The 21,189-nt window shown below is 73.0% G+C and carries 20 protein-coding genes; 8 read left to right on the top strand and 12 right to left on the bottom strand.

The window, feature by feature from the left end:
• Positions 1–15 precede the first annotated feature (15 nt).
• The gene (locus tag ACFY8O_RS05695) at positions 16–774 is read right to left on the bottom strand and encodes a GDSL-type esterase/lipase family protein (protein ID WP_387899109.1); all 759 of its coding nucleotides are present in this window, start codon (positions 772–774) and stop codon (positions 16–18) included.
• On the opposite strand from ACFY8O_RS05695, the gene ACFY8O_RS05690 reads away from it, so the two are divergent.
• Both ACFY8O_RS05690 and ACFY8O_RS05685 read left to right on the top strand, forming a co-directional pair.
• Complete coding sequence (locus ACFY8O_RS05690; protein ID WP_145804335.1) at positions 773–1,759, top strand: WD40 repeat domain-containing protein; 987 nt, start codon at positions 773–775, stop codon at positions 1,757–1,759. The two genes, ACFY8O_RS05695 and ACFY8O_RS05690, sit on opposite strands and share 2 nt — an antisense overlap.
• Before the next feature lie 134 nt (positions 1,760–1,893).
• Positions 1,894–2,565 (top strand): histidine phosphatase family protein, encoded by a 672-nt coding sequence (locus tag ACFY8O_RS05685; protein WP_387899617.1) that lies wholly within the window; start codon positions 1,894–1,896, stop codon positions 2,563–2,565.
• A gap of 64 nt (positions 2,566–2,629) precedes the next feature.
• On the opposite strand, the gene ACFY8O_RS05680 is transcribed toward ACFY8O_RS05685, so the two are convergent.
• Positions 2,630–3,031 (bottom strand): PPOX class F420-dependent oxidoreductase, encoded by a 402-nt coding sequence (locus tag ACFY8O_RS05680; RefSeq protein ID WP_145804333.1) that lies wholly within the window; start codon positions 3,029–3,031, stop codon positions 2,630–2,632.
• A 196-nt stretch (positions 3,032–3,227) separates the two neighbouring features.
• Here ACFY8O_RS05680 and ACFY8O_RS05675 point away from each other — a divergent pair, with 196 nt between their 5' ends.
• The 3 genes from ACFY8O_RS05675 to ACFY8O_RS05665 all read left to right on the top strand — a co-directional run bounded on the left by ACFY8O_RS05675 (position 3,228) and on the right by ACFY8O_RS05665 (position 4,968).
• A complete protein-coding gene (locus ACFY8O_RS05675) occupies positions 3,228–3,764 on the top strand; it encodes a GNAT family N-acetyltransferase (RefSeq protein WP_387899106.1) in 537 nt (178 codons plus the stop codon).
• Positions 3,765–3,837: 73 nt separating this feature from the next.
• Positions 3,838–4,530, top strand: a complete 693-nt coding sequence (locus ACFY8O_RS05670; RefSeq protein WP_387899103.1) for a class I SAM-dependent DNA methyltransferase — start codon at positions 3,838–3,840, stop codon at positions 4,528–4,530.
• A 12-nt stretch (positions 4,531–4,542) separates the two neighbouring features.
• A complete protein-coding gene (locus ACFY8O_RS05665; RefSeq protein WP_387899101.1) occupies positions 4,543–4,968 on the top strand; it encodes a DUF4259 domain-containing protein in 426 nt (141 codons plus the stop codon).
• A gap of 108 nt (positions 4,969–5,076) precedes the next feature.
• Here the strand turns inward: ACFY8O_RS05665 and serC are convergent, their stop codons facing one another.
• The 7 genes from serC to ACFY8O_RS05630 form a co-directional block, all read right to left on the bottom strand.
• The gene (gene serC, locus ACFY8O_RS05660) at positions 5,077–6,195 is read right to left on the bottom strand and encodes a phosphoserine transaminase (RefSeq protein ID WP_145804325.1); all 1,119 of its coding nucleotides are present in this window, start codon (positions 6,193–6,195) and stop codon (positions 5,077–5,079) included.
• A 252-nt stretch (positions 6,196–6,447) separates the two neighbouring features.
• Positions 6,448–7,656, bottom strand: a complete 1,209-nt coding sequence (locus ACFY8O_RS05655) for a cytochrome P450 family protein (protein ID WP_145804324.1) — start codon at positions 7,654–7,656, stop codon at positions 6,448–6,450.
• Positions 7,653–8,873, bottom strand: coding sequence for a cytochrome P450 (locus ACFY8O_RS05650; RefSeq protein ID WP_145804322.1), 1,221 nt, complete (start codon positions 8,871–8,873; stop codon positions 7,653–7,655). Before ACFY8O_RS05650 ends, ACFY8O_RS05655 begins: the two co-directional genes overlap by 4 nt.
• A gap of 49 nt (positions 8,874–8,922) precedes the next feature.
• Complete coding sequence (locus tag ACFY8O_RS05645; RefSeq protein ID WP_145804320.1) at positions 8,923–9,579, bottom strand: GTP-binding protein; 657 nt, start codon at positions 9,577–9,579, stop codon at positions 8,923–8,925.
• Complete coding sequence (locus ACFY8O_RS05640; RefSeq protein WP_145804318.1) at positions 9,560–9,931, bottom strand: DUF742 domain-containing protein; 372 nt, start codon at positions 9,929–9,931, stop codon at positions 9,560–9,562. Before ACFY8O_RS05640 ends, ACFY8O_RS05645 begins: the two co-directional genes overlap by 20 nt.
• Positions 9,928–10,359, bottom strand: a complete 432-nt coding sequence (locus ACFY8O_RS05635; protein WP_387899096.1) for a roadblock/LC7 domain-containing protein — start codon at positions 10,357–10,359, stop codon at positions 9,928–9,930. The genes ACFY8O_RS05640 and ACFY8O_RS05635 overlap by 4 nt, the downstream gene beginning before the upstream one ends.
• A complete protein-coding gene (locus ACFY8O_RS05630; protein ID WP_145804314.1) occupies positions 10,356–11,867 on the bottom strand; it encodes a sensor histidine kinase in 1,512 nt (503 codons plus the stop codon). Before ACFY8O_RS05630 ends, ACFY8O_RS05635 begins: the two co-directional genes overlap by 4 nt.
• Before the next feature lie 452 nt (positions 11,868–12,319).
• Here ACFY8O_RS05630 and ACFY8O_RS05625 point away from each other — a divergent pair, with 452 nt between their 5' ends.
• Positions 12,320–14,107, top strand: a complete 1,788-nt coding sequence (locus tag ACFY8O_RS05625; protein ID WP_145804853.1) for an LCP family protein — start codon at positions 12,320–12,322, stop codon at positions 14,105–14,107.
• A 134-nt stretch (positions 14,108–14,241) separates the two neighbouring features.
• Here ACFY8O_RS05625 and ACFY8O_RS05620 read toward each other — a convergent pair whose 3' ends face one another.
• Positions 14,242–14,886, bottom strand: a complete 645-nt coding sequence (locus tag ACFY8O_RS05620; protein ID WP_387899614.1) for a dihydrofolate reductase family protein — start codon at positions 14,884–14,886, stop codon at positions 14,242–14,244.
• Positions 14,887–14,982: 96 nt separating this feature from the next.
• Between ACFY8O_RS05620 and ACFY8O_RS05615 the strand changes: the two genes are divergently transcribed.
• Complete coding sequence (locus ACFY8O_RS05615) at positions 14,983–17,790, top strand: FAD-binding and (Fe-S)-binding domain-containing protein (RefSeq protein ID WP_387899093.1); 2,808 nt, start codon at positions 14,983–14,985, stop codon at positions 17,788–17,790.
• A gap of 78 nt (positions 17,791–17,868) precedes the next feature.
• Here the strand turns inward: ACFY8O_RS05615 and ACFY8O_RS05610 are convergent, their stop codons facing one another.
• Together ACFY8O_RS05610 and ACFY8O_RS05605 are read right to left on the bottom strand one after the other, a co-directional pair.
• Positions 17,869–19,023 (bottom strand): serine hydrolase domain-containing protein, encoded by a 1,155-nt coding sequence (locus tag ACFY8O_RS05610; protein WP_387899090.1) that lies wholly within the window; start codon positions 19,021–19,023, stop codon positions 17,869–17,871.
• 65 nt (positions 19,024–19,088) lie between these two features.
• Positions 19,089–20,045, bottom strand: a complete 957-nt coding sequence (locus tag ACFY8O_RS05605; RefSeq protein ID WP_387899087.1) for a LysR family transcriptional regulator — start codon at positions 20,043–20,045, stop codon at positions 19,089–19,091.
• A gap of 160 nt (positions 20,046–20,205) precedes the next feature.
• Here ACFY8O_RS05605 and ACFY8O_RS05600 point away from each other — a divergent pair, with 160 nt between their 5' ends.
• Entirely contained in the window at positions 20,206–21,183 is a 978-nt protein-coding gene (locus tag ACFY8O_RS05600; protein ID WP_387899611.1) for an EamA family transporter, read from the top strand.
• Positions 21,184–21,189: the final 6 nt, after the last annotated feature.

Genomic DNA, 21,189 nt, shown 5'->3' with positions numbered 1-21,189 from the left:
TGGGCCCACAAAGGCTCAGGCCGCCGCCAGCGCTCCCGCGTACGGTCCGCCCACGCCCCAGGCCTGGTACATCGCGTCGGCGAACGCCCCGGCCAGCTTGTGTTCACCGGTCGGGCCGGGGTGGGTGCCGTCGTAGGTGTCCGTGTGGATGTCGTAACCCGCCGGGTGCGAGGCCAGCAGGACCGGCGAAGCAGGGGTGTGCAGATCGGCCACCGCCCGCGCCAGGAGCGCGTTGAACCCGGCGCACTCGGCGGCGAAGGGGACGTCGGACTCCGCCCGTACGTTGGGTATGACGGGGAGGAGCACCATCCTGATCCGCGGGTTCGCGGAGCGTGCGGCGGCGATGAACGCCCTGACGTTGGCGGCCGTCTGCGTGCTGTCCGTGTAGAAGCCGAGGTCTATCAGGCCGAGTGACACCAGCAGGACGTCGGCCCGCGTGGCCGTCACGGTGTCCCCGATGACGGGGGCCATGTGCAGCCAGCCCTCGCCCCAGCCCGACAGGTGCCGGCGCGCGGCTGCGGGGAACGCCGGATCGCCGTAGGCGTGGGAGAGCGGGGCGTTCGCCTCGGCGTCGTACAGCTCGGTGCGCGGGCCCGTGATCGCGTAACCGCCCTCGCCGAGGGTCGCTTCCAGGTGCTGCCACATGCGGTAACGCCAGGTGAAGTCGCCGGCCTTGCCCACGGTCATGCTGTCGCCGACGAAGAGAAAACGCATGGCGACATCATGGCCGATCACCACTCCGGCCTGCGACGTGACGGTGGACACTTGTGCCATGAGATCGCTGCTGACCGTCTCCGCCGCCGCTGCCCTCCTGCTCGTGACGGGGGCGGTCCCCGCTTCCGCGGACGACGGGGACGGTGCGGACCGGTCCTTCACGATCGAGGACTCCCGGATCACCGAGTCCAGCGGCCTCGCCGCCAGCACGATCCACCCGGGGATCTACTGGACGCACAACGACAGCGAGGACGGTCCCTACGTCTACGCCGTCGACTCCCGGACCGGGAAGACCGTCGCGACGATCACCATGAAGGGTGTCGGCGAGCCCCGCGACGTGGAGGCGATCTCCATCGGGCCGGACGGGAACGTCTACGTCGGTGACATCGGCGACAACCTCGACGGGTCGTGGGACCACGTGTGGATCTACCGTTTCCCGGAACCGAAGCGGCTCGCGGACGCCACCGTGCGGGCGACGCAGTTCGACGTGACGTACGCGGACGGGGCGCGCAACGCCGAGGCCATGATGGTCCACCCCGAGACGGGCCGCGTGTACATCGCCTCGAAGAACGAGGACGGAGGCGGGCTGTACGAGGGCCCGGAGAAGCTGACGGCCGGTGCGGGCAACGTGTTCCGGCGGGTGGGCGAGGTGCCATGGGTGACCGACGGGGCCTTCTCGCCGGACGGCGGGGAACTGGTGCTGCGCTCGTACTTCAGCGCCCGGCGCTACGCCTTCGAGGACGGCAGGCTCGGTGAGGACCACGCGGTGAGCGTGCCGCTCCAGGGGCAGTCCGAGTCGGTGACCTACACCGCGGACGGCTCGGCGATGATGTTCGGCTCCGAGGGCGAGCACAGCGAAGTGGTACGCGTGGAGGTGGAGGGCGGCGGGAGCAAGGCACCCTCGCCGAACGGCGGGGGCGGCGGGACGTCGCCCGGCGACGAGGACGGCGGCGGCGGCTCGAAGACGGGCACCGCGACGGGCGGCGCCGTGGCCGTGGCGGTCGTCGTGCTGGCACTGATCGCGGCCAGGCGACGGCGCGGGTGAGAGCCGGGCCGTCGTGGAGGGGCACGTACGACCGGTGAGCCGGAGGCGTCACGGCGGGGTGATCCGGGCCGGGTGACCGGTGGGCCGGCCGTGGTGGCACAGTGGAAGACCCGCCCCTCGAGAGAGATCTGCTGATGCGGCTGCTGCTCATTCGCCACGGCCAGACGCCGTCCAACGTCAAGCGCCTGCTGGACACGGCCGTACCGGGCCCCGCGCTGACCCCGCTGGGACAGGAGCAGGCGGCGGCGCTTCCGGACGCCCTGGCGGACGAGACGATCGACGCCCTCTACGCGTCCAGCCTGCTGCGCACCCAGCTCACCGCGGCGCCCCTGGCGGCCCGGACGGGCCTGGAGGTCCGCGTACGGGAGGGCATCCGGGAGCTGATCGCCGGTGACCTGGAGATGCGCGGGGACGACGAGGCCGTGGAGACCTACATGGCCACCGCATTCGCCTGGTCGGCCGGGGACACCGGGCTCCGCATGCCGGGCGGGGAGAGCGGGGCCGAGGCCCTGCGGCGGTACGACGCCGTCGTCGAGGAGGCCGCGGCGACCGGGGCCGGGACCGTGGCGATGGTCAGCCACGGCGCCGCGATCCGTATGTGGGCGGCGGCCCGGGCGGGGAACATCGACGTGCGGTTCGCGTCCGCCCGAGAGCTGCGGAACACCGGTGTCGTCATCCTCTCCGGAGCCCCCGGCGAGGGCTGGCGGGTCCTTGACTGGGAAGGCCGGGCGGTCGCGGCGCAGGACAGCGGTAGCGCGGCGAGCGGCCCCGCGGGCGAGGCGGTCGAGGGCGCGGAGGCCCCGTAGCGTCGCCGTGGAGAGCCGTGCGCCGCCGTGGAGTGCCGCACGACGCCGGGCCGCGCGGCCTGCTTCAGATGTCGTCGACGATCGGCCGCAGCTCGTAGTGGAGCGTGTGGTCACGCTTGAGGCGATGGGCGAGCGGGACCGCCACGCCCTGGAGCGCCGGATACTTCCTGGACATCGTCCGGGAGGCGTGGGTGTCCTCCTTCGAGCCCTCTTGCAGGAGCCGTGCCCAGGCCTTCACGGGCGGCCCGGTCGGCACACCCCGGACGGTGCAGGGGGCGATCTCCACCACCGGGTGGTTGCGCATCCGGTCCACCTTCCACGCCGAGGAGAACGTCCGGATGTAGGCGTGGTCGCCCTCGACGGCGATGCTGACGGGCGTGCGGGCAGCCGATCCGTCCGGCCTGCGGCTGCTCAGCAGGACGGTGTACTGCTTCACGAAGGGCTCCAGTTCGTGGATCGTCTCCATGTATTCCATGGTGCAGCAAAAGCGGATGATCCGGGCCTTTCGGTCGGCGCTGTGTGCGCTGCCGCACGGGGTCTTCGGGCCGTCCGCGCGGTGGGCGAAGCCGCTGCCGAGCGCATCCGCCGGCGGCGCGCCGTTCGGCGGGCGCGGCAGGCAAGGTCCGGAGGGGGAGCCGCTGAGCCCGCGTAGTCTGCTGTCCATGCAGGCCGACGGGGGCCCCGAGCCCTTCTCCACCTCCCGACTCCAGGCGCTGCCCCTCGACGTCGCGTACGCGCAGGAGATGGCGGCCGTCCTCTTCGATCCCGCCCTGCACGCCTACACGGGGGGCGCCCCGGAGGACGCCGAGACCCTGCGCGCCCGCTACGAGCGCCAGGGCGCCGGCTCGCCCGACCCGGCCGAGCGCTGGTGGAACTGGGTGCTCCGGGAACGGACCGCCGGGTGCCTGACCGGCTATGTGCAGGCCACCGTGCGCGGCTCGCGGGCGGAGGTCGCCTGGGTGGTCGGGACCCGGTGGCAGGGCAGGGGATACGCGAAGGAGGCGGCCACGGGCCTGGTCCGGCACCTGCTGGAGCGGGGGGACGTGCGTACCGTCGTCGCCCACATCCATCCGGAGCACGCGGCCTCCGCCGCCGTGGCCTCGGCGGCGGGACTGCTGCCCACCCCGGAGTGGGAGGACGGCGAGGTGCGCTGGCGGTACGAGGCGCCCGGAGGAGCCGCCCCGCAGGGCGGCAGCTGATTCCCGGCGCGCCCCGCCGAGGGTGTCCGGATCCCGGCGCCGTTCCTCCCGCGCTCCGCTACAGTGCCCGACCGTGACCGAAGCCGACTTCCTGCACACCACCCGGGCGTCGTACGACGCCATCGCCGACGAGTACGCCGCCCGCTTCCAGGGCGAACTCGCCACCAAGCCCGTCGAGCGTGCCGTGCTGGCGAGCTTCGCCGAATGCGTACGGGCGGACGGCGGAGGCCCGGTGGCCGACGTCGGATGCGGCACGGGGCGGGTGACGGGCCATCTGCGGGACCTGGGGCTGGACGCGTTCGGCATCGACCTCTCCCCGCGCATGCTGGCGGAGGCCCGGCGCCACCATCCGGAACTGCGGTTCGAGGAAGGCTCGATGCTCGCGCTGGACCTGCCGGACGGAGAACTGGGCGGGCTGCTGGCGTGGTACTCCACGATCCACGTACCCGACGAGCACCTCCCGCTCGCCTTCGCCGAGTTCTTCCGTGTCCTCGCCCCCGGCGGCCACCTCCTGCTCGGGTTCCAGGCGGGCGACTCGGTGCTGCACCTGGACGAGGCCTTCGGGCGGGACGTCGTGCTCGACTTCCGCCGACGGCAGCCCGAGCGGGTGGCCGAACTCCTGACCGCTGCGGGGCTGTCGGTGCGGGTCCGGACGGTGCGCGAGATCGAAACCGAGAGCGCCTTCCCGGAGACCGCGCCGCAGGCCTTCGTGATGGCGCGGAAGCCGACTGTCAGTGGCGGGCGGCAGGATGGGGACACCGACTGAGGAGGGGACCTTGTGGGGACCTGGGGGATGGGCCATTTCGACAGCGACACCGCCGCGGACTTCGCGGGCGGCCTCGACGACGCCCCGCCCGGCAGACGCGGGGAGATGATCCGGGAGGCCCTCGCCTTCGCGGCCCGCACGGGCCCGGAGGAGTATCTCGACGCCGACGACGGGGTGGTGGCCGTCGCGGCGGCGGCCCTGCTCGCCGCTCAGCGACCGGGCGGCACCCCCGTGGACTCCGTGTACGCCCCTGACGAGGCCCTGCCCCCGCTGCTCACCCCCGACCTGTGCGAACTGGCCGTGCGGGCACTGGAGCGCGTGGTCGCGAAGGAGTCCGAACTGCTGGACCTGTGGGCGGACGTGGGAGAGGGCGAGCAGTGGAGCGCGGGGGTCCGAGAGCTCCGCGCGAGCCTGACGGGAAGTCAGGGGGCGCAGTGACCGCGGGCCGTGCCATCCGGCGGGCGCCGTCCGCCGGATGGCACGGCCCGGTGAAGCGCGAACGGCCCCGCACACGGGGTGTGCGGGGCCGTCCGGGACGCATGGGGCTCAGAGCTTGTCGATCACGTAGTCGATGCACGCGGTCAGTGCCTGGACGTCCGCCGGGTCGATCGCCGGGAACATCGCCACACGCAGCTGGTTGCGGCCCAGCTTGCGGTACGGCTCCGTGTCCACGATGCCGTTGGCGCGGAGCACCTTGGCGACGGCCGCGGCGTCGATGCCGTCCTCGAAGTCGATCGTGCCGATGACCTGCGAGCGCTTCGCCGGGTCGGTGACGAACGGGGTGGCGTACTTGGACTCGTCGGCCCAGCCGTACAGGTTCTGCGCGGACGCGGCCGTGCGGCCGGTCGTGAACTCCAGACCACCCTGGGTGTTCATCCACTTCAGCTGCTCGTTCAGCAGGAAGAGGGTGGCCAGCGCCGGGGTGTTGTACGTCTGGTTCTTCAGGGAGTTGTCGATCGCCGTGGGCAGCGAGAAGAACTCCGGGATGTGCCGGCCCGAGGCGTGGACGCGCGCGGCGCGTTCCAGGGCCGCCGGGGAGAAGACACCGATCCACAGGCCGCCGTCGGAGGCGAAGGACTTCTGCGGGGCGAAGTAGTAGACGTCCGTCTCGGTGATGTCGACGGGCAGGCCGCCCGCACCGGAGGTGGCGTCCACCAGGACCAGGGAGCCCTCGTCGGCGCCCGCGACCCGCTTGACGGGGGCCGCGACACCCGTGGAGGTCTCGTTGTGGGTGAAGGCGTACACGTCGACGCCCGCCTCGGCCTGCGGGTCCGGGTGGGTGCCCGGGTCCGAGGCGATGACGGTCGGGTCGGCCAGCCACGGGGCCAGCTTGGCCGCCTTCGCGAACTTGGAGGAGAACTCGCCGAAGTTCAGGTGCTGGGACTTCGACTCGATCAGGCCGTGCGTCGCGACGTCCCAGAAGGCGGTGGAGCCGCCGTTGCCCAGGACGACCTCGTAACCCTCGGGGAGGGAGAAGAGGCTGCGCACGCCGTCGCGTACCTCGCCGACCAGGTTCTTGACCGGGGCCTGGCGGTGGGACGTACCGAGAAGGGAGGTGCCGGTCGCGGCCAGCGCGTCGACCGCCTCCGTCCGCACCTTGGAGGGCCCGGCGCCGAAACGGCCGTCGGCGGGCTTGAGGTCTGCGGGAATCTGGATATCAGCCACGAACCGGAGCGTAGTCCCTCCCGGAAGCGGCCGAGCACCATGTCCGTCCGGTGAGACGCCCACTCCGTGGCGTGGACGGCTGTGCGCGGAGGGGGGCGCGGGGTCCGCCGCAGCCGTGCCGCGGCGGTGCGTCGCCCGCACCGCACGGACGGGTGCGGTGCGGACGACGCGGCGCCAGCGGACCGGTGCGGACGCCGTCGCACGGTGGTGCGGTGCGGGCGGCGCCGGAGCGGACCGGTGCGGGTGAGGCGGTCAGCCCAGGTCGACCGGGAGCTCGTAGAGGTCGTTCTGGGTCACGATCGGCTTGTTCCGCAGCTCGGAGGCCGGTACCGCCAGCTCCAGGCCGGGGAAGCGCTCGTACAGCGCGGGCAGGGCGACCCCGGCCTCCAGCCGGGACAGCGCGGCGCCCGGGCAGACGTGCGGGCCGTGCCCGAAGGCGATGTGGCGGTTCGGGGAGCGGGTGATGTCGAACTCACCCGCGGTGGGCCCGTACTGCGCCTCGTCGCGGCCCAGCGCGCCGAAGGAGACGATCAGGGCCTCCCCCTTCGGCAGGACCTTGTCGCCGACGGGCACGTCCTCGGTCGCGAAGCGGATCAGGACGTGCGAGGTCGGGGTGTTCCAGCGCAGGGTCTCCTCGATCACGTTCTCCCACGGGACCTCCCCGTTCAGCACGCGCTCGCGCTGCTCGGGGTGGGTCTGGAGCGCCTCCACCACGTTGACGACCAGGCTGATCGTGGTCTCGTGACCGGCCGCGATGATCAGCTGCAGCGTGTTGACGATCTCCTCGTCGGTGAGGTGGTCGCCGTCCTCGGAGGCCGCGATCAGGGCGCTGGTCAGGTCGTCGCCCGGGTTCGCCCGCTTGTCGTCGACGATCTTCGTGAAGAGGGCGCCGAGGTCCGCCATCATCTGCGGGACCTCCTCCGGCGGCGTCTGCGTCGAGAAGAACTTCTCGAACAGCTCCTTGAGCCGCGGATGGTCGGCCGCGTCCACGCCCATCAGCTCACTGATGACGTTCATCGGCAGCGGGTAGGCGAACTCCGCCTTCAGGTCGACCGTCTCGCCCTTGGGCAGGGAGGCCAGCCGGTCCAGGGAGGCGTTCGTCAGCGCCTCGATCCCGGCCCGCAGGCGCTCCACCCGCTTCACGGTCAGCGCCTGCGCGACCATGCCGCGCAGCCTGCGGTGCTCGGCCCCGTCCACCGTCAGCATCGAACGGCCCGGGTTGACCAGGCCGATCAGCGGCCAGTCCATGGGGATCTCGCCGCGCTGCCAGGCGTTCCAGACGTTGATGTCCTTGACCACCCGGCTGTCGGTGAGCAGCTGGCGGGCCTCGGCGTGGTGGGTCACCGCGTAGCAGTGCACCCCGCCGGGGAGCTCCACCTCGGCCAGCGGGCCGGCGGCGCGCAGCGCGGCGCTCTCGCCGTCGAGGTCGGCGACGAGGGGATCGAGGGCGATCCGGGTCATTTCTGGCCTCCAAGTGCGGGGGTGGGCGTGAAGTGCACCGGCAGGTCGGTGAGCCCGCGCAGCCAGGGGGACGGCCGCCGGGTGAGCTGGTCCGCGGGGACGGCGAGGTCGACGTCCGGGAGCCGGTCGAGGAGCACCTCGATCCCCGTACGGGCGATGACCTCCGCGGTCTCCTGGGCCGGGAACGGGCAGCGGTGCTCGCCGTGGCCGAAGGAGAGGAACGCGTTGTTGCCGCCGGTCAGGGCGGAGCCGTCGGTGCGTACCTGCGGGTCGCCGTTGGCCGCGGCGATCCCGAGGAGCAGCAGGTCCCCGGCGCGGATGTGGCGCCCGCCGAGGTGGGTGTCGCGCGACGCCCAGCGGCCGGCCACGTTCTGGGTCGGGGTGTCCTCCCAGAGCACCTCGTTCATGGCCTCGCCGACGCTGTGCCGGCCACCGGAGAGCGACGCGGCGAAGCGGTCGTCGGTGAGCATCAGGCGCAGCGAGTTGCCGATCCAGTCGGCGCACGGCTGGTGGCCCGCGGCCATCATCACCATGAGGTCCTGGGCGACCTCCTCGTCGGTGAAGCCGCCCGGGTCCTGGAGCATCCGGGTCGCCACGTCGTCGCCGGGCTCGGCGTGCTTGTCGACGAGCAGCTGCACCATGGAGGCCGCCAGGTGCTGCTGGCCGGCCAGGGCCCGCTCGCGGCCGTCGATCATGTCGTTGATCGACCCGACGAGGGCGAACCCGACCTCGTTGTCGAAGCCGTAGAGCTTCGCGAGGACGAGCGCCGGGAGCAGCATCGCGTACTCGGCGATGATGTCCGTCCGGCCGCTGGAGCAGAAGCGGTCGATGAGACCGTCGGCGAACTCCTCGGCGTACCGCTTCAGCTCGAAGGGGTCGACGCCCTCCAGCGCGTTGCTGATCATGGCGGCGCGGACGGTGTGCCGTTCACCGACCGTGTAGAGGATCGACGGCTGCTTGTGCCCGATCATCGGGAGCAGCGGCCAGTTCTCCGGGATGTGCTCCCACTGGTTCCACAGCTCCGAGTCCCGGCTGAAGAGCACCGGGTCGTTGGTGACCTGGTGCAGTTCGCGGTAGCCGAGGATCAGCCACGCGGGTACGTCGCCGTCGAGCACCACGGGGGCCACCGAGCCGTGGTCGCGGCGCATGTCCCGGTACAGCTGGACGGGGTCCGTCTGGAAGCGCGGCCCGGACAGCGGGGCGAAGGTCCGGGACATGGGGCACTTGGTCACAGCTCGCGCTCCGGGGTCGGCAGGGGGCACTGGGTCACGGCGTGGGCTCCGGTGTCATCGCCGCGGCGGCCCTGGCACCCGGGAGGGCCGCGGCGGCGTCCTTCTCACGGGCGACGGAGAGCGCGTAGAGGTGCTCGACCAGGGTGATCAGGACGTATTTGCTGGAGGACCGGTCCCGGGCGTCGCACTCCACGAGCGGGACCTCGGGCGAGAGGTCCAGCGCCTCGCGGATCTGCTGCTCGGTGTGGAGCGGCCCGCCGAAGTCGTTGCACGCGACGATGAACGGGGTGCCGTGGTGCTCCAGGCGGTCGATCGCGTACCAGGAGTCGGCGAGCCGCCGCGTGTCGACGAGGACGACGGCGCCCAGGGTGCCGGAGAAGAGGCGGTCCCACAGGAACCAGAAGCGTTCCTGCCCGGGCGCGCCGAAGAGGTAGAGGACCGACCGCGCGTCGAGCGTGATGCGGCCGAAGTCGAAGGCGACCGTGGTGGACGTCTTGGAGTGCACACCGTCGAGGTCGTCGACGGCCTCGCCCGCGCGGGTCATGGTCTCTTCCGTGTTGAGCGGGCGGATCTCGCTCACGGATCGGACCATGGTGGTCTTGCCGACCCCGAAGCCGCCGACGACGACGATCTTCAGTCCGTTGTCGGCCGTCGCCTGCAGGGCGGCACGGTCAGAGGTTGCGGAGTCCAACGAGCACCTGTTCCAGGGTGTCGGTGTCGGGGAGCCGGTCCTCGACACGGGCAGTACGGGGGTGGCGGGCGCTGATCCGGCCGGTGTCGAGCAGGTCGCACAGCATGATGCGGACGATGCTGACGGGCAGATTCAGGGTGGCCGAGATCTCGACGACCGCGGTGGGGCTGTCGCACATCCGCAGGATCGCGACGTGCTCCGACTGCATCCCGGGGCTCGGTTCGCACTCGGCGACGACGAGCGTCACCAGGTCGAACGCGGCCGAGTCGGACCGGCTGCGGCCACCGGTGAGGGTGTACAGCCGGTCCGGGTCGTCGTCGCGTCCGGGGCGGGGGCGCGGGAGCGGCGTCATACGTCCGCGGTCTCCGCGGCCGGGGCCGCTGTGTCGCGCGGCGGGGCGACCAGGTACTCGCCGAGCTGCTCGACCAGTTCGCTCATGTTGTGGCCGACGAGGCCGACGTCGGAGTCCTCCGCCGCCACCACCGCGAGGTGGGCGCCCGCACCCGCCTCGACGATGAAGAGCACACCGCCGTAGAACTCGGTCATCGCGGACCTGACGCCACCGGTGCCGTCACCGAACTCGATGGACGCGCCGTGCGACAGGCTCTGGATTCCGGCGGAGATCGCGGCCAGCTGGTCGGCCTGGTCGACGGAGAGCTCGGGGGTGCGGCAGAGCTTGAGCCCGTCCCGGGACAGGACCAGGGCGTGCCGGGCGCCGGGCGTGCGGTCGAGCAGCCCCTCCAGCAGCCAGTTGAGCTTCTCGTCGGTCGTCGCGCTCATCGGGTGTTGCCTTCCGGGTGCGGGGAATTGGCTCGTACCGCCTGGCTGAAGGTGCTGAAGCGGGCAGCCTGGACCTTCGGGTCGGTGGTACGCGGCCGGGGGGAGCCGGCGTCGCCGGGGGTGGCGTTGCCGGTACGGGCTTCGGCGGCGGCCAGGGTGCGGCCACGACGGCGCTTGGGCAGGCCGCTCTCGCCGAACTGGGGGACGGTGCCGGTGGATTCGGACGCGGACTCCGATGCGCCGGACGCGTTCTCCGGTGTTCCCGACGCGGCCGGGGCGCCGGCCGCCGCGGGCCTGGCAGCGGCCGGGTCCTCCGTGCGCGGCGTCGAGTGGTCCGGCTCGGGCTCGGCGCGCCCGGCCGCCTCCGGGAGGGACGCGGGCGCGGCCGTACGGGAGATGAGCTCCTGCGGCAGCATCATCAGCGCGCCCGTACCGCCGCGCGCCGAGGGCCGGAAGGAGACGGTCAGACCGTGCTTCCGTGCCAGCCGGCCGACGACGGCGAGACCCAGCCGGGTGCCGGAGATGGCGGTGAGGTCCTGGTTGTCGGCGGACACGGCCCGCTCGGCGCGGCGCAGCTGCACATCGCTCATCACCAGCCCGCTGTCCTCGACGGTGACGACGATGCCCGCCGGCACCTCCTCGACGTACACGTGCACCTCGGCGGTGGGCGGCGAGAAGTTGGCAGCGTTGTCGAGGATCTCGGCGAGGGCGTGCATCACGCCCTCGGCCGCGTGGCCGGCGATCGCCACGTCACTGGTCGAGTGGAGGCGGACGCGCTGGTAGCTGCCGATCCGGCCCATCGCGCCGCGCAGGATCGACTCCATGACGATCGGCTTGGCCCAGCGGCGCCCGGAGCGCGCACCGGTCAGGACGGCGATGGAGTCGGCGAGACGGCCCGCCTGGGCCGTGCGGTGGTCCAGGTGCAGCAGGTCCTCCAGCACGTCCTCGGCGGTGTGCCGGTGCTCCATCTCGCGGAGGTCGGCCAGCATGCTGGTGGCCAGGGCCTGCATCCGGCCCGCCGCGTTGGCGCAGGCGGCGATCGCCGCGGAGCGCTCGGTCTCGCTGCGGCGGGCGCGTGCGGTGAGCCGGGCCACCTCGGCGGTGAGCCGCTCGTGCTGCTCGCCGGCCTCGGCCGTGATCCTGGCCACCCGTTCGTCCGCCTGGGCGGTGACCCGGGCCGACTCGGCGGAGGCGGCGGCCCTGATGCGTGCGGTCTCCGCGGTGAAGCGCTGGGCCTCGGCGGCGGAGGTCGAGACGAGCCTGGAGGTCTCGGCGGTGAAGCGCTCGGCGTCGGCCGCGCGCAGGGCCCGCAGATTGCGGGCGGTGGCGAGTGTGTGGACCGTGACGGCCACCGCGGCGCAGAGCAGCACGGCGGCGGCTCCCGCCCCCCACGACAGCGGGGCCCGTACCGAGTCGGGGGCGGCGGAGACCGCCCACAGGCACAGGGAACCGGTAACGGCTGCCGAGATCAGCAGGGCGAGCGCGGTCTGCCGGAGTGAAGGGCGCAATCGGAGTCCTTGGGGCGGACGGTGCGGGGGATGGGGGCAGGTACGACGGAACGGGACAACCAGGGATGTTCCGGTGTTGTGGTGGTGAAAGGACCACAACTGGAGCTGATTGTTCCTGATCAAGTCACGGCAACTATAGGAGAATTGGCGACTTGTTTGGGGATTCCTTGTGGCCACTTCTGTTTGAAAAGTGGCTTGAATGGATTCCCGGGCCCTCTCTCAGTCGTTCGGCGCCGGGTCGGACCTGCGTGGGGGCCGGGAACTAGAGGTATATGTAACGCTATGTCCCCTGTGTCAGGCTTGAATTGTCACGATCGTCGCTCGTGGGCCGGTGGCCAGCTAATGTGAGCGCTCCGGTGCAGTCGGCCTGCCAGGTCGGGCACTGCCGTAAGACACACCGCGCGCCTTGAAGGGGGAGGCGCCGCGTGGCCCCGACGGAGGACGCAGCAACCGTGGACGCGCAAGGCCGTGGGCGGGACGAGGGCATCGACCCCGCAGACCAGTGGGTACTCAACCCGGACACCGGTGATTACGAACTGCGACTGACCCCTTCCTCAGGGCGATCGTCCGCGGCCTCCGGTTCCTCGGACACCAGGACGTCCGGTTCGCGCCGCAGGCCGGGGCCCTCGGCGCCCCCGCCGGGCGACCGGGCCTCCGTCCCCGGGCAGCGTGGCGGTCGCAGGGGTGCCGAAGGCGGGCGCGGCGGCCGTGACGAGTCCGGACGCGGGAGCCGGGAGGAGTCCCGCAAGGCGGGCGGCCGTGCCGCCCCGCCGGCCCAGGGGCGCCGCAAGGCGAAGCAGAAGAAGTCCGGGAAGAAGAAGGCGCTGGTGTGGACCGGTGGGGTGCTCGCCTTCCTGCTGGTGGGCACCGGCACCGCGGGCTATCTCGTCTACCAGCACTTCAACGGCAACATCACCTCAGTCTCCACCGACGGCGCGGGGACCGGCGGCTTCAGCAAGGACCGGGCGATCAACGTCCTGGTGATCGGCACCGACAAGCGCACCGGCAAGGGCAACGAGGGCTACGGGGACGCGGGCAGCGTCGGTCACGCCGACACCAACATCCTCTTCCACGTCTCCAAGGACCGGACGAACGCGACCGCGCTCAGCATCCCGCGTGACCTGATAACGGACATCCCGAACTGTCCGACCCAGCTGGCCGACGGCACCGAGAAGGACATCCCGGGCACAGCGGGCGGACGCTTCAACACCAGCCTCGGCCAGTCCGAGCGCACCCCCAGCTGCACCATGCGCACCGTCACCGAGCTCACCGGCATCAAGGTCGACCACTTCATGGTGGCCGACTTCAACGCGGTCAAGTCGCTGACGACGGCCGTCGACGGCGTGGACGTCTGTCTCGCCAAGGACATCGACGACAAGGACTCGCACCTCAAGCTGTCCAAGGGCGAGCACACCCTCCAGGGCGAGCAGGCCCTCGCCTTCCTGCGAACCCGGCACTCCGTCGGCTTCGGCAGCGACCTGAGCCGCATCGAGATCCAGCAGCAGTTCCTGGGCTCGCTGATGCGCAAACTGAAGTCCAACGACACCCTGACCAGCCCCACCAAGATGTGGTCGCTCGCGGAGGCGGCCACCAAGGCGCTCACCGTCGACGACAAGATCGCCGACATCAACCAGCTGCGCAAACTGGGCATGGAGCTGGCCTCGGTCGACCCCAAGAACATCACGTTCACCACGGTCCCGGTGCTGGACAACCCGAACGACAAGGCGACCGTCATCCTCGACGAGTCCAAGGCCCCCCAGGTCTTCTCGATGATGCGCGAGGACGTCTCCTTCACCGCCGTCGAGAAGCAGGAGAAGGCCGCGGCGAAGGCAGCGGCGGACGCCAAGCTGAAGGGCGACATGGCCGACCCGGCGGACGTGCGGGTCGACGTCTTCAACGGCGGTGCCCCCGCCGGCTCCGCGCAGAACGCCCTGGACTGGCTGCAGAACGAGAAGGGCGTGCTGAAGTCCACGAACAAGGCGAACGCGCCGGAGGACGTGAAGAAGACGCAGCTCGTCTACGCCCCCAACCAGGCGGACCAGGCGCGCCGGCTCGCCGACCTGATGGGCCTGTCGGCCTCGGCCCTCAAGCCCACCGAGACCGACGCCGGTGACATGGACCCGATGGTGCTGACGCTGGGCCCGGACTTCAAGACGGCGGGCAGCCCGCTCAGCGCACCGCAGAAGGCCCCGGAGGACATCCAGCGCGTGGAGGCGGACAAGGCGGTCTGCGCCAAGTAGCCGTCAGGCCTGCGGGGCCGCCCCCGGCGGCGGGCCCGGGCGGCCGGTCCCGTGCACCAGGCTCCGGGGCGGGGCATGTCCGTCAGGAGTCCGGACGGCCCCGGGACGGCCCCTCCGGGGCGCCCCGGCGAGGGTCACTTCCGCCAGAACAGGTGGTGCGTCACCCCGCTCGGGCTGGGCACGACGTCCAGGTGGAACCGGTCGAGCAGCTCGTCCGGGGACTCCCAGAGCCGCACCCCCGTCCCGAGCTTCGCCGGCGAGACCGCCACGTGCAGGGTGTCCACCAGGTCGGCGTCGAGGAACTGCCGGATGGTGGTGGCCCCGCCGCCGAGCCGCACGTCCTTGCCGCCCGCTGCCTCCCGCGCCTGTGCGAGGACCGCGGCCGGCTCGCCGCCCACGAAGTGGAACGTGGTGTCGGAGAGGGTGAACGACGGCCGCTCGTGGTGGGTCATGACGAACACCGGGGTGCGGAACGGCGGCTCGTCACCCCACCAGCCCTTCCACTCCTCGTCCTGCCACGGCCCGCGCAGCGGTCCGAACTTGTTGCGGCCCATGATCTCGGCGCCGATGTTCCGGGCGTAGTCCCGCGTGAGGCAGTCGTCCAGACCCCGGCTCCCGCCGGGTTCGGTGCGCATCGGCCAGCTCGCCGTGGCGCCCGCCCAGGCGAACAGCCTCCCCGGATCGACGTGACCGAACGGCCTCTCCAGGGTCTGGTCCTCGCCGGCGCCGATCCCGTCGGACGAGACGTTGAAGTTCTGGACCCTCAGCAGTTGAGCCACGTGTTCCTCCTCGATCGCGACAACGGTGGGGAGACTCCCCGGACCGGGCGAACTCATCGGCGCGTCCCCGGCCGGCAGGTGGTCCATGCTGGGCTCATGGCCACCCAGCCCAGCGACCTCGCCCACCATCTCACCGCGGCCGTCCGCGGCGAGGTGGACACCACCAGGACCGCCCGGGCGCTGACCACCATGGACGCGTCCAACTACCGCCGCGTCCCCGTCGCGGTCGTGTTGCCCCGCGACGCGGCGGACGTCGCCGAGGCCCTGCGCGTCTGCCGGGAGCACGGCACCCCCGTCGTCCCCCGGGGCGGCGGCACCTCCATCGCCGGCCAGGCCACCGGGACCGGCGTCGTCCTGGACTTCACCCGCCACATGCGGAAGATCACCGCGCTGGACCCCGGCTCCCGCACCGCCGTCGTCCAGCCGGGCGTCGTCCTGGACGACCTGCGGGCCGCCGCCGCCCCGTACGGGCTGACCTTCGGCCCCGACCCGTCCACCCACAGCCGCTGCACGCTCGGCGGGATGATCGGCAACAACTCCTGCGGCTCCCACTCCGTCGCCTGGGGCACCACCGCCGACAACGTCCGGAGCCTGCGCGTCCTGCGGTACGGCGGCGAGAGCCTGCACGTCGGCCGGGACCTGCCCGGCGCACCGCCCGGCCTCCACGCGTTCGCCGCAGCCCACCTCGCCCCGCTGCGCACCGGCTTCCCCGCCCTCCCGCGCCGCATCTCCGGTTACGCCCTGGACGCCCTGCTCCCCGAGAACGGCCCCGACCCCGCCCGTGCCCTCTGCGGCAGCGAGGGGACCCTGGCCGTCGTCACCGAGGCGACCGTCCGCCTCGTCGAGACGCCGCGCGCCCGCGCGCTGGCCGTCCTCGGGTACGCCGACGAGTCGGCCGCCGCCGAAGCCGCCCCCGGGCTCCTGCCGTTCGGCCCGCTCACCGTCGAGGGCATGGCCGAGGACCTCGTACGCGAACCGGCCGGGCTGCCCCGGGGCGCCGCCTGGCTGTTCGTGGAGACGGGCGGCGCCACTCCCGCCGAGGCCCGCGCCCGCGCCACGGAGATCCTGCGCGCAGCCGATGCCCTGGACGGCAGCGTCGTGACCGATCCCGCGGCCGTGCGGGCCCTGTGGCGCATCCGCGAGGACGCCGCCGGGACCGCGACCCGGATGCCCGACGGCACCGAGGCCTGGCCGGGCTGGGAGGACTGCGCCGTGCCGCCCGGCCGGCTCGGCCCGTATCTGCGCGACTTCCGCGCCCTGCTGACCGAACACGGCCTGCGCGGCACTCCGTACGGCCACTTCGGGGACGGCTGCATCCACGTGCGCATCGACTTCGACCTATTGAGCGAGCAGGGCGTGGCCCGCTTCCGCCGGTTCTCGGAGGACCAGGCCGGCCTCGTCGTCGCGCACGGCGGATCGCTGAGCGGCGAACACGGCGACGGGCAGGCCCGGGCGGAGCTCCTGCCCCGGATGTACGGCGAGGAGATGGTGGGCCTGTTCACCCGCTTCAAGGACCTCTGGGACCCCGACGGCGGCCTCAACCCGGGCATCCTTGCCCGCCCCGCACGCCTCGACGAGAACCTCCGCTTCGCCGTCCTCCCGGGGCGGCCCGTGGACGTGGCCTTCGGTTACCCGCAGGACGGCGGCGACTTCACGGCCGCCGTGCGCCGCTGCGTCGGCGTCGCCAAGTGCCGTACGCAGAAGCCCGGCCAGGACGTCATGTGCCCCTCCTTCCGGGCCACCGGCGAGGAGGAGCACTCCACCCGGGGACGTGCGCGGCTGCTGCACGAGATGCTCGCGGGGGAGGTGATCACGGAGGGCTGGCGGTCCACGGAGGTGCGTGACGCCCTCGACCTGTGCCTGTCCTGCAAGGGCTGCCGCACCGACTGCCCGGTGGGCGTCGACATGGCCACGTACAAGGCGGAGTTCCTCCACCAGCACTACAAGGGACGGCTGCGCCCCGCCGCGCACTACGCGATGGGCGGGCTCCCGCGCCTGCTGCGGACGGCCGCCCCCTTCGCCCGCCCGCTCAACGCCCTGGCCCGGATCGGTCCGCTCGCCGCACTCGCCAAGCGGCTCGGCGGCATCGAGCAGCGGCGCACGCTCCCGGTCCTGGCGCGGCGGACGTTCCGGGCGTGGTTCGCCGGCCGTCGGTCACGGCCGGACGGCCCGGCCGTCCTGCTCTGGCCGGACACCTTCACCGATCACTTCTCGCCGGAGGTGGGCCGGGCGGCCGTACGGGTCCTGGAGTCGGCGGGCCGGATGCCCGTGCTGCCCGCCCGGGGCGTGTGCTGCGGCCTCACCCATGTCTCGACGGGCCGGCTGGACGCGGCCCGCGCCGTCATGCGCCGGACCCTGGACCTGATGGACGGGACGCTCGGCGAGCCCCTCGTCGTACTGGAACCGAGCTGCGCCGCCGCCCTCCGCACGGACCTGCCGGAGCTCCTCCCCGACGACCCGCGCGCCGCCCTGCTCGCCTCGTCGGTGCGCACCCTGGCCCAGTACCTCCAGGAGTACGCGCCCGGCTGGACGCCGCCCCGGCTCGACCGGCCCGTCGCCGGCCAGACCCACTGCCACCAGCACGCGGTGCTCGGCGACGCCGCCGAGCGCGGGCTGCGCGAGAGGGCGGGCCTGACCGGTGAACTGAGCGGCGGATGCTGCGGGCTGGCCGGCAACTTCGGCTTCGAGCGGGGGCACTGGGACGTCTCCGTGGCGTGCGCCGAGGAGCAGCTCCTGCCCGCCGTGCGGGCGGCGGAACCCGGCACGGAGCTGCTGGCCGACGGCTTCTCCTGCCGCACCCAGCTGGACCAGCTGGCCGGGCGCAGGGCCCGGCACCTCGCCGAGCTGCTGGCGGAGGGGCTGCCGCCGGACGCCTCCGGGACGGAGCCCCGGCGACGGCCGTAGGGCACCGCTCGCGACGGCCCGGCGGACCTCGGCGGCCCGGTGCCGGGTGGGCGCCCGGCGGGCGTGCCGGGACCGGCGTCAGAGCCCGGCGACCGCCTCGCTCACCGCCGCGGAGAGCCGCTCGTTCTCCGGTGCCGCGCCGCCGGGCAGCGCGAAGCGGCGCCGGGTGTAGCCGTAGGCCACGCCGTGGACCGGATCGGCGTACGCCTGCGAGCCCGCGGCTCCCGAGTGCCCGAACGCGCCCTCGCCGAGGGCCGGGTAGGTGGCACGCACCGCTTCGAAGCCGAGCGCGAAGTGGTCGGTCTCGTCGGTCACGAGATCGGTGCCCTTCCCCTGCACCCGGCCCACCTCGGCGATCGTCTCGGGTGTGAGCAGCGGGGGCCGCCCGTCCACCTCGGAGACGGCCGCCGCGTACATCCCCGCGAGCCCGCGCGCGGAGCCGACGCCGCCGACCGAGGCCGGGCCGAGAGCCCGTACCGCCCGGGTGTTCGGGAGGGCGACGAGATCGAGCGGCGGGTCCTGCGCGAAGCCGAACGCGAGCGCCCGCAGGCTGTCCGGATCGAGCGGGCCGCCCGCCGCGGGACCTGGCGCGGGGATGCCGGGACGGATGGAGACGTAGCGGGGTTCGAGCGCCTCGGGCAGGCCGAGGTGGAAGTCCAGGCTGTAGGGGGCGCGCACCCGCTCCTCGAAGATCTGCTGGATGGACCGTCCGGTGACCCGCCGCACCACCTCGCCGGTGAGGGCGCCGATCGTCAGCGCGTGGTAGCCGTACTCCGTGCCGGGCGTCCAGTAGGGCCGCTGGCCCGCCAGGCGCTCGGCGACGACGCGGTCGTCGGCCAGCCCCTCGACGGTGAAGCCGCCGTCCGCCCAGATGAGCCCCGCACGGTGGGACACCAGCTCGCGGACGGTCAGTTCGCCCTTGCCCTGGGCCGCGAACTCCGGCCAGTAGGAGGCCACCGTGCGGTCGGGGTCGACGGTGCCGTCCTGGATGAGCAGGGCGACCACGAGGTGGGCGGCGCCCTTGGTGGAGGAGTACACGGCGGGCAGCGAGTCGGCGGCGATGCCCTCCCCGGCCCACAGGTCCACCACGCGGCGGCCGTGGTGGTACACGGCGAGCTGGCTGCCCGGTTCGGTGTGGTCGGCGGCGAGTACGGCGGCGAACTCCTCCCGTACGCCCTCGAAGCCCGCAGCCACCGTGCCGTGCACGGTGACGGTGTCGCTAATGTCCGTCATTGTGGCGCCCCCTGGAGTGATCGAACCGATCGGTACACGGCTCCCAACTCCCTTACGCAGGGGCTTCATTCCCCATCCGCGGAGGGAATCCCCGGCCGGCCGGGACCGTTCCCCCGCGACGGCGGCCCGGGGCGCTGTCCGGCGACGATCTCCCGCGCGAGCGCCGCGAGCCGGGGCAGCTCCGGGTGGCCAGGCCCGTCCCGGCGGGCCAGGAGCACGGGCAGCGGCGGGGCGTCGTCGAGCGGTACGTAGACGACCCCGGCGTGCGGGTGCATCTGTGCGGTCGACGCCCCGGAGACCCCGTTGCCCTGACCGGCCGCGATGGCGGTGAGCCAGTCGTCGGTGTTGGCGACGGCGAGCGTGGCGGCCGGGGCCGCGTGCGGGGGCCACAGGGCGAGGGTGGTGGCGCCCGAGACCGTGTTCAGGACGACCGCGTCGGCGGTCAGGTCGGCCAGGGAGAGCGAGGCGCGAGCGGCGAGAGGGCCGTCGGCGGCGACGGCGGCCACCCTGGTCTCGGTGAACAGCACCTCCGTGACCAGCCCCGGCGTGTCCACAGGTCCGCGGAGCAGCGCCGCGTCCACCTCGCCCCGGGTGAGCCCGGCCGTCCGGTCGTCGATGCGGAGCAGCTCGAGGGGGGTTCCCGGATGGCGCTGCTGCCAGGTCCGCAGCAGCGGAGTGGTGTACGGGCCGAACGCGGACCAGGCGTGCCCGAGCCGCAGCGGCCGGTGGCGCAGCCGGCCGGGATCGATGGCTTCCTCGAAGGCACCGACCGCGGCGGTGGCCTTGTCCCGGAAGGCCACCCCCTCGGGGGTGAGGACGAGGTGATGGGTCGACCGGTCGACGAGACGGACACCCAGCTGCCGTTCGAGGGCGGCGAGTGTCCGGGAGACGACGGGCTGCGTGACCCCGAGCCGTGCGGCGCCGCGGGTGACGCTGCCCTCGTCGGCGACGGCGAGGAAGGCCCGCAGATGGCGGATCTCGATACCGCGCCCGGCGGTGCCGGTGCCTTGTCCAGTGCTCATGCGTCCGGAGCATAACGGGAGCACACAAGGCATTTCACCGGCGGCGCGCGGGTCTCTACGGTGAGGAGGTGAGCGGCTCACCAGTGGTGCCGTATCGTGTATGAGTCAGTGCATTATGTTGTACCGGTCGACCTCGGCCGGACCGGACGAGAGGTTCCTGGTGAACGACCCGCGAGGTGCCGCAGAGCCGGCCGCAGCCGTTGCCGTACCCGAGGCGGTGACGGCGCTCGACCCGGGGACCGCTCCTCCCGGCGGCTCCGCGCCGGACGGCCGGCGCCCCGGCGCCCGCAGGGCGGCACTCGGCCCGGTGGCGCTGGTGGTGGCGGGCGGGCTCTCCGTCCAGTTCGGCGCGGCGGTCGCCGTCCTGCTGATGCCGAAGGTGGGAGCGCTCGGCGTCGTCACGCTGCGTCTCGCCGCCGCCGCCCTCGTGCTGCTCGTCATCTGCCGGCCGAAACTGCGCGGGCACTCGCGCGCCGACTGGGGCACCGTGGTGGCCTTCGGGGTCGCGATGGGCGGGATGAACACGCTCTTCTACCAGGCCCTCGAGCGCATCCCGCTGGGCGCGGCGGTGACCCTGGAGGTCCTGGGCCCCCTGGTCCTGTCCGTCGTGGCCTCCCGGCGGTTGGCCAACCTCGTCTGGGCGGCGCTGGCCCTCGGCGGTGTCGTCCTCCTGAGCGGCGGGGGCTTCGACCGCCTGGATCCGGCCGGCGCCGCCTACGCCCTGGGCGCGGGGGCCATGTGGGCGGCGTACATCGTCTTCAGCGCCCGCACCGGCCGCCGCTTCCCGCAGGCGGACGGCCTGGCCCTGGCCATGGTCGTCGCGGCGGTCCTCTCGCTGCCCCTCGGCATCATGGAGGCGGGCTCGAAGCTCCTGGTCCCCACCACGCTGGGACTCGGCGCGGCCGTCGCGATGCTGAGCTCGGTCCTCCCGTACACCCTCGAACTCATGGCCCTGCGCAGGATGCCCGCCCCCACCTTCGCGATCCTGATGAGCCTGGAACCGGCCATCGCGGCCACGGCGGGCTTCCTCGTCCTCGACCAGGCCCTCTCCACGACGGACGCCCTGGCCATCGCCCTGGTCATCGGGGCGAGCATGGGCGCGGTGCGCAGTCAGGGCCGGGGCTCCCGGAAGCGGTGAACCCGC

It is taken from the genome of Streptomyces argenteolus (assembly GCF_042902585.1).
Classification (GTDB): domain Bacteria; phylum Actinomycetota; class Actinomycetes; order Streptomycetales; family Streptomycetaceae; genus Streptomyces; species Streptomyces argenteolus.
This window is presented reverse-complemented; position numbering and strand designations above follow the sequence as displayed.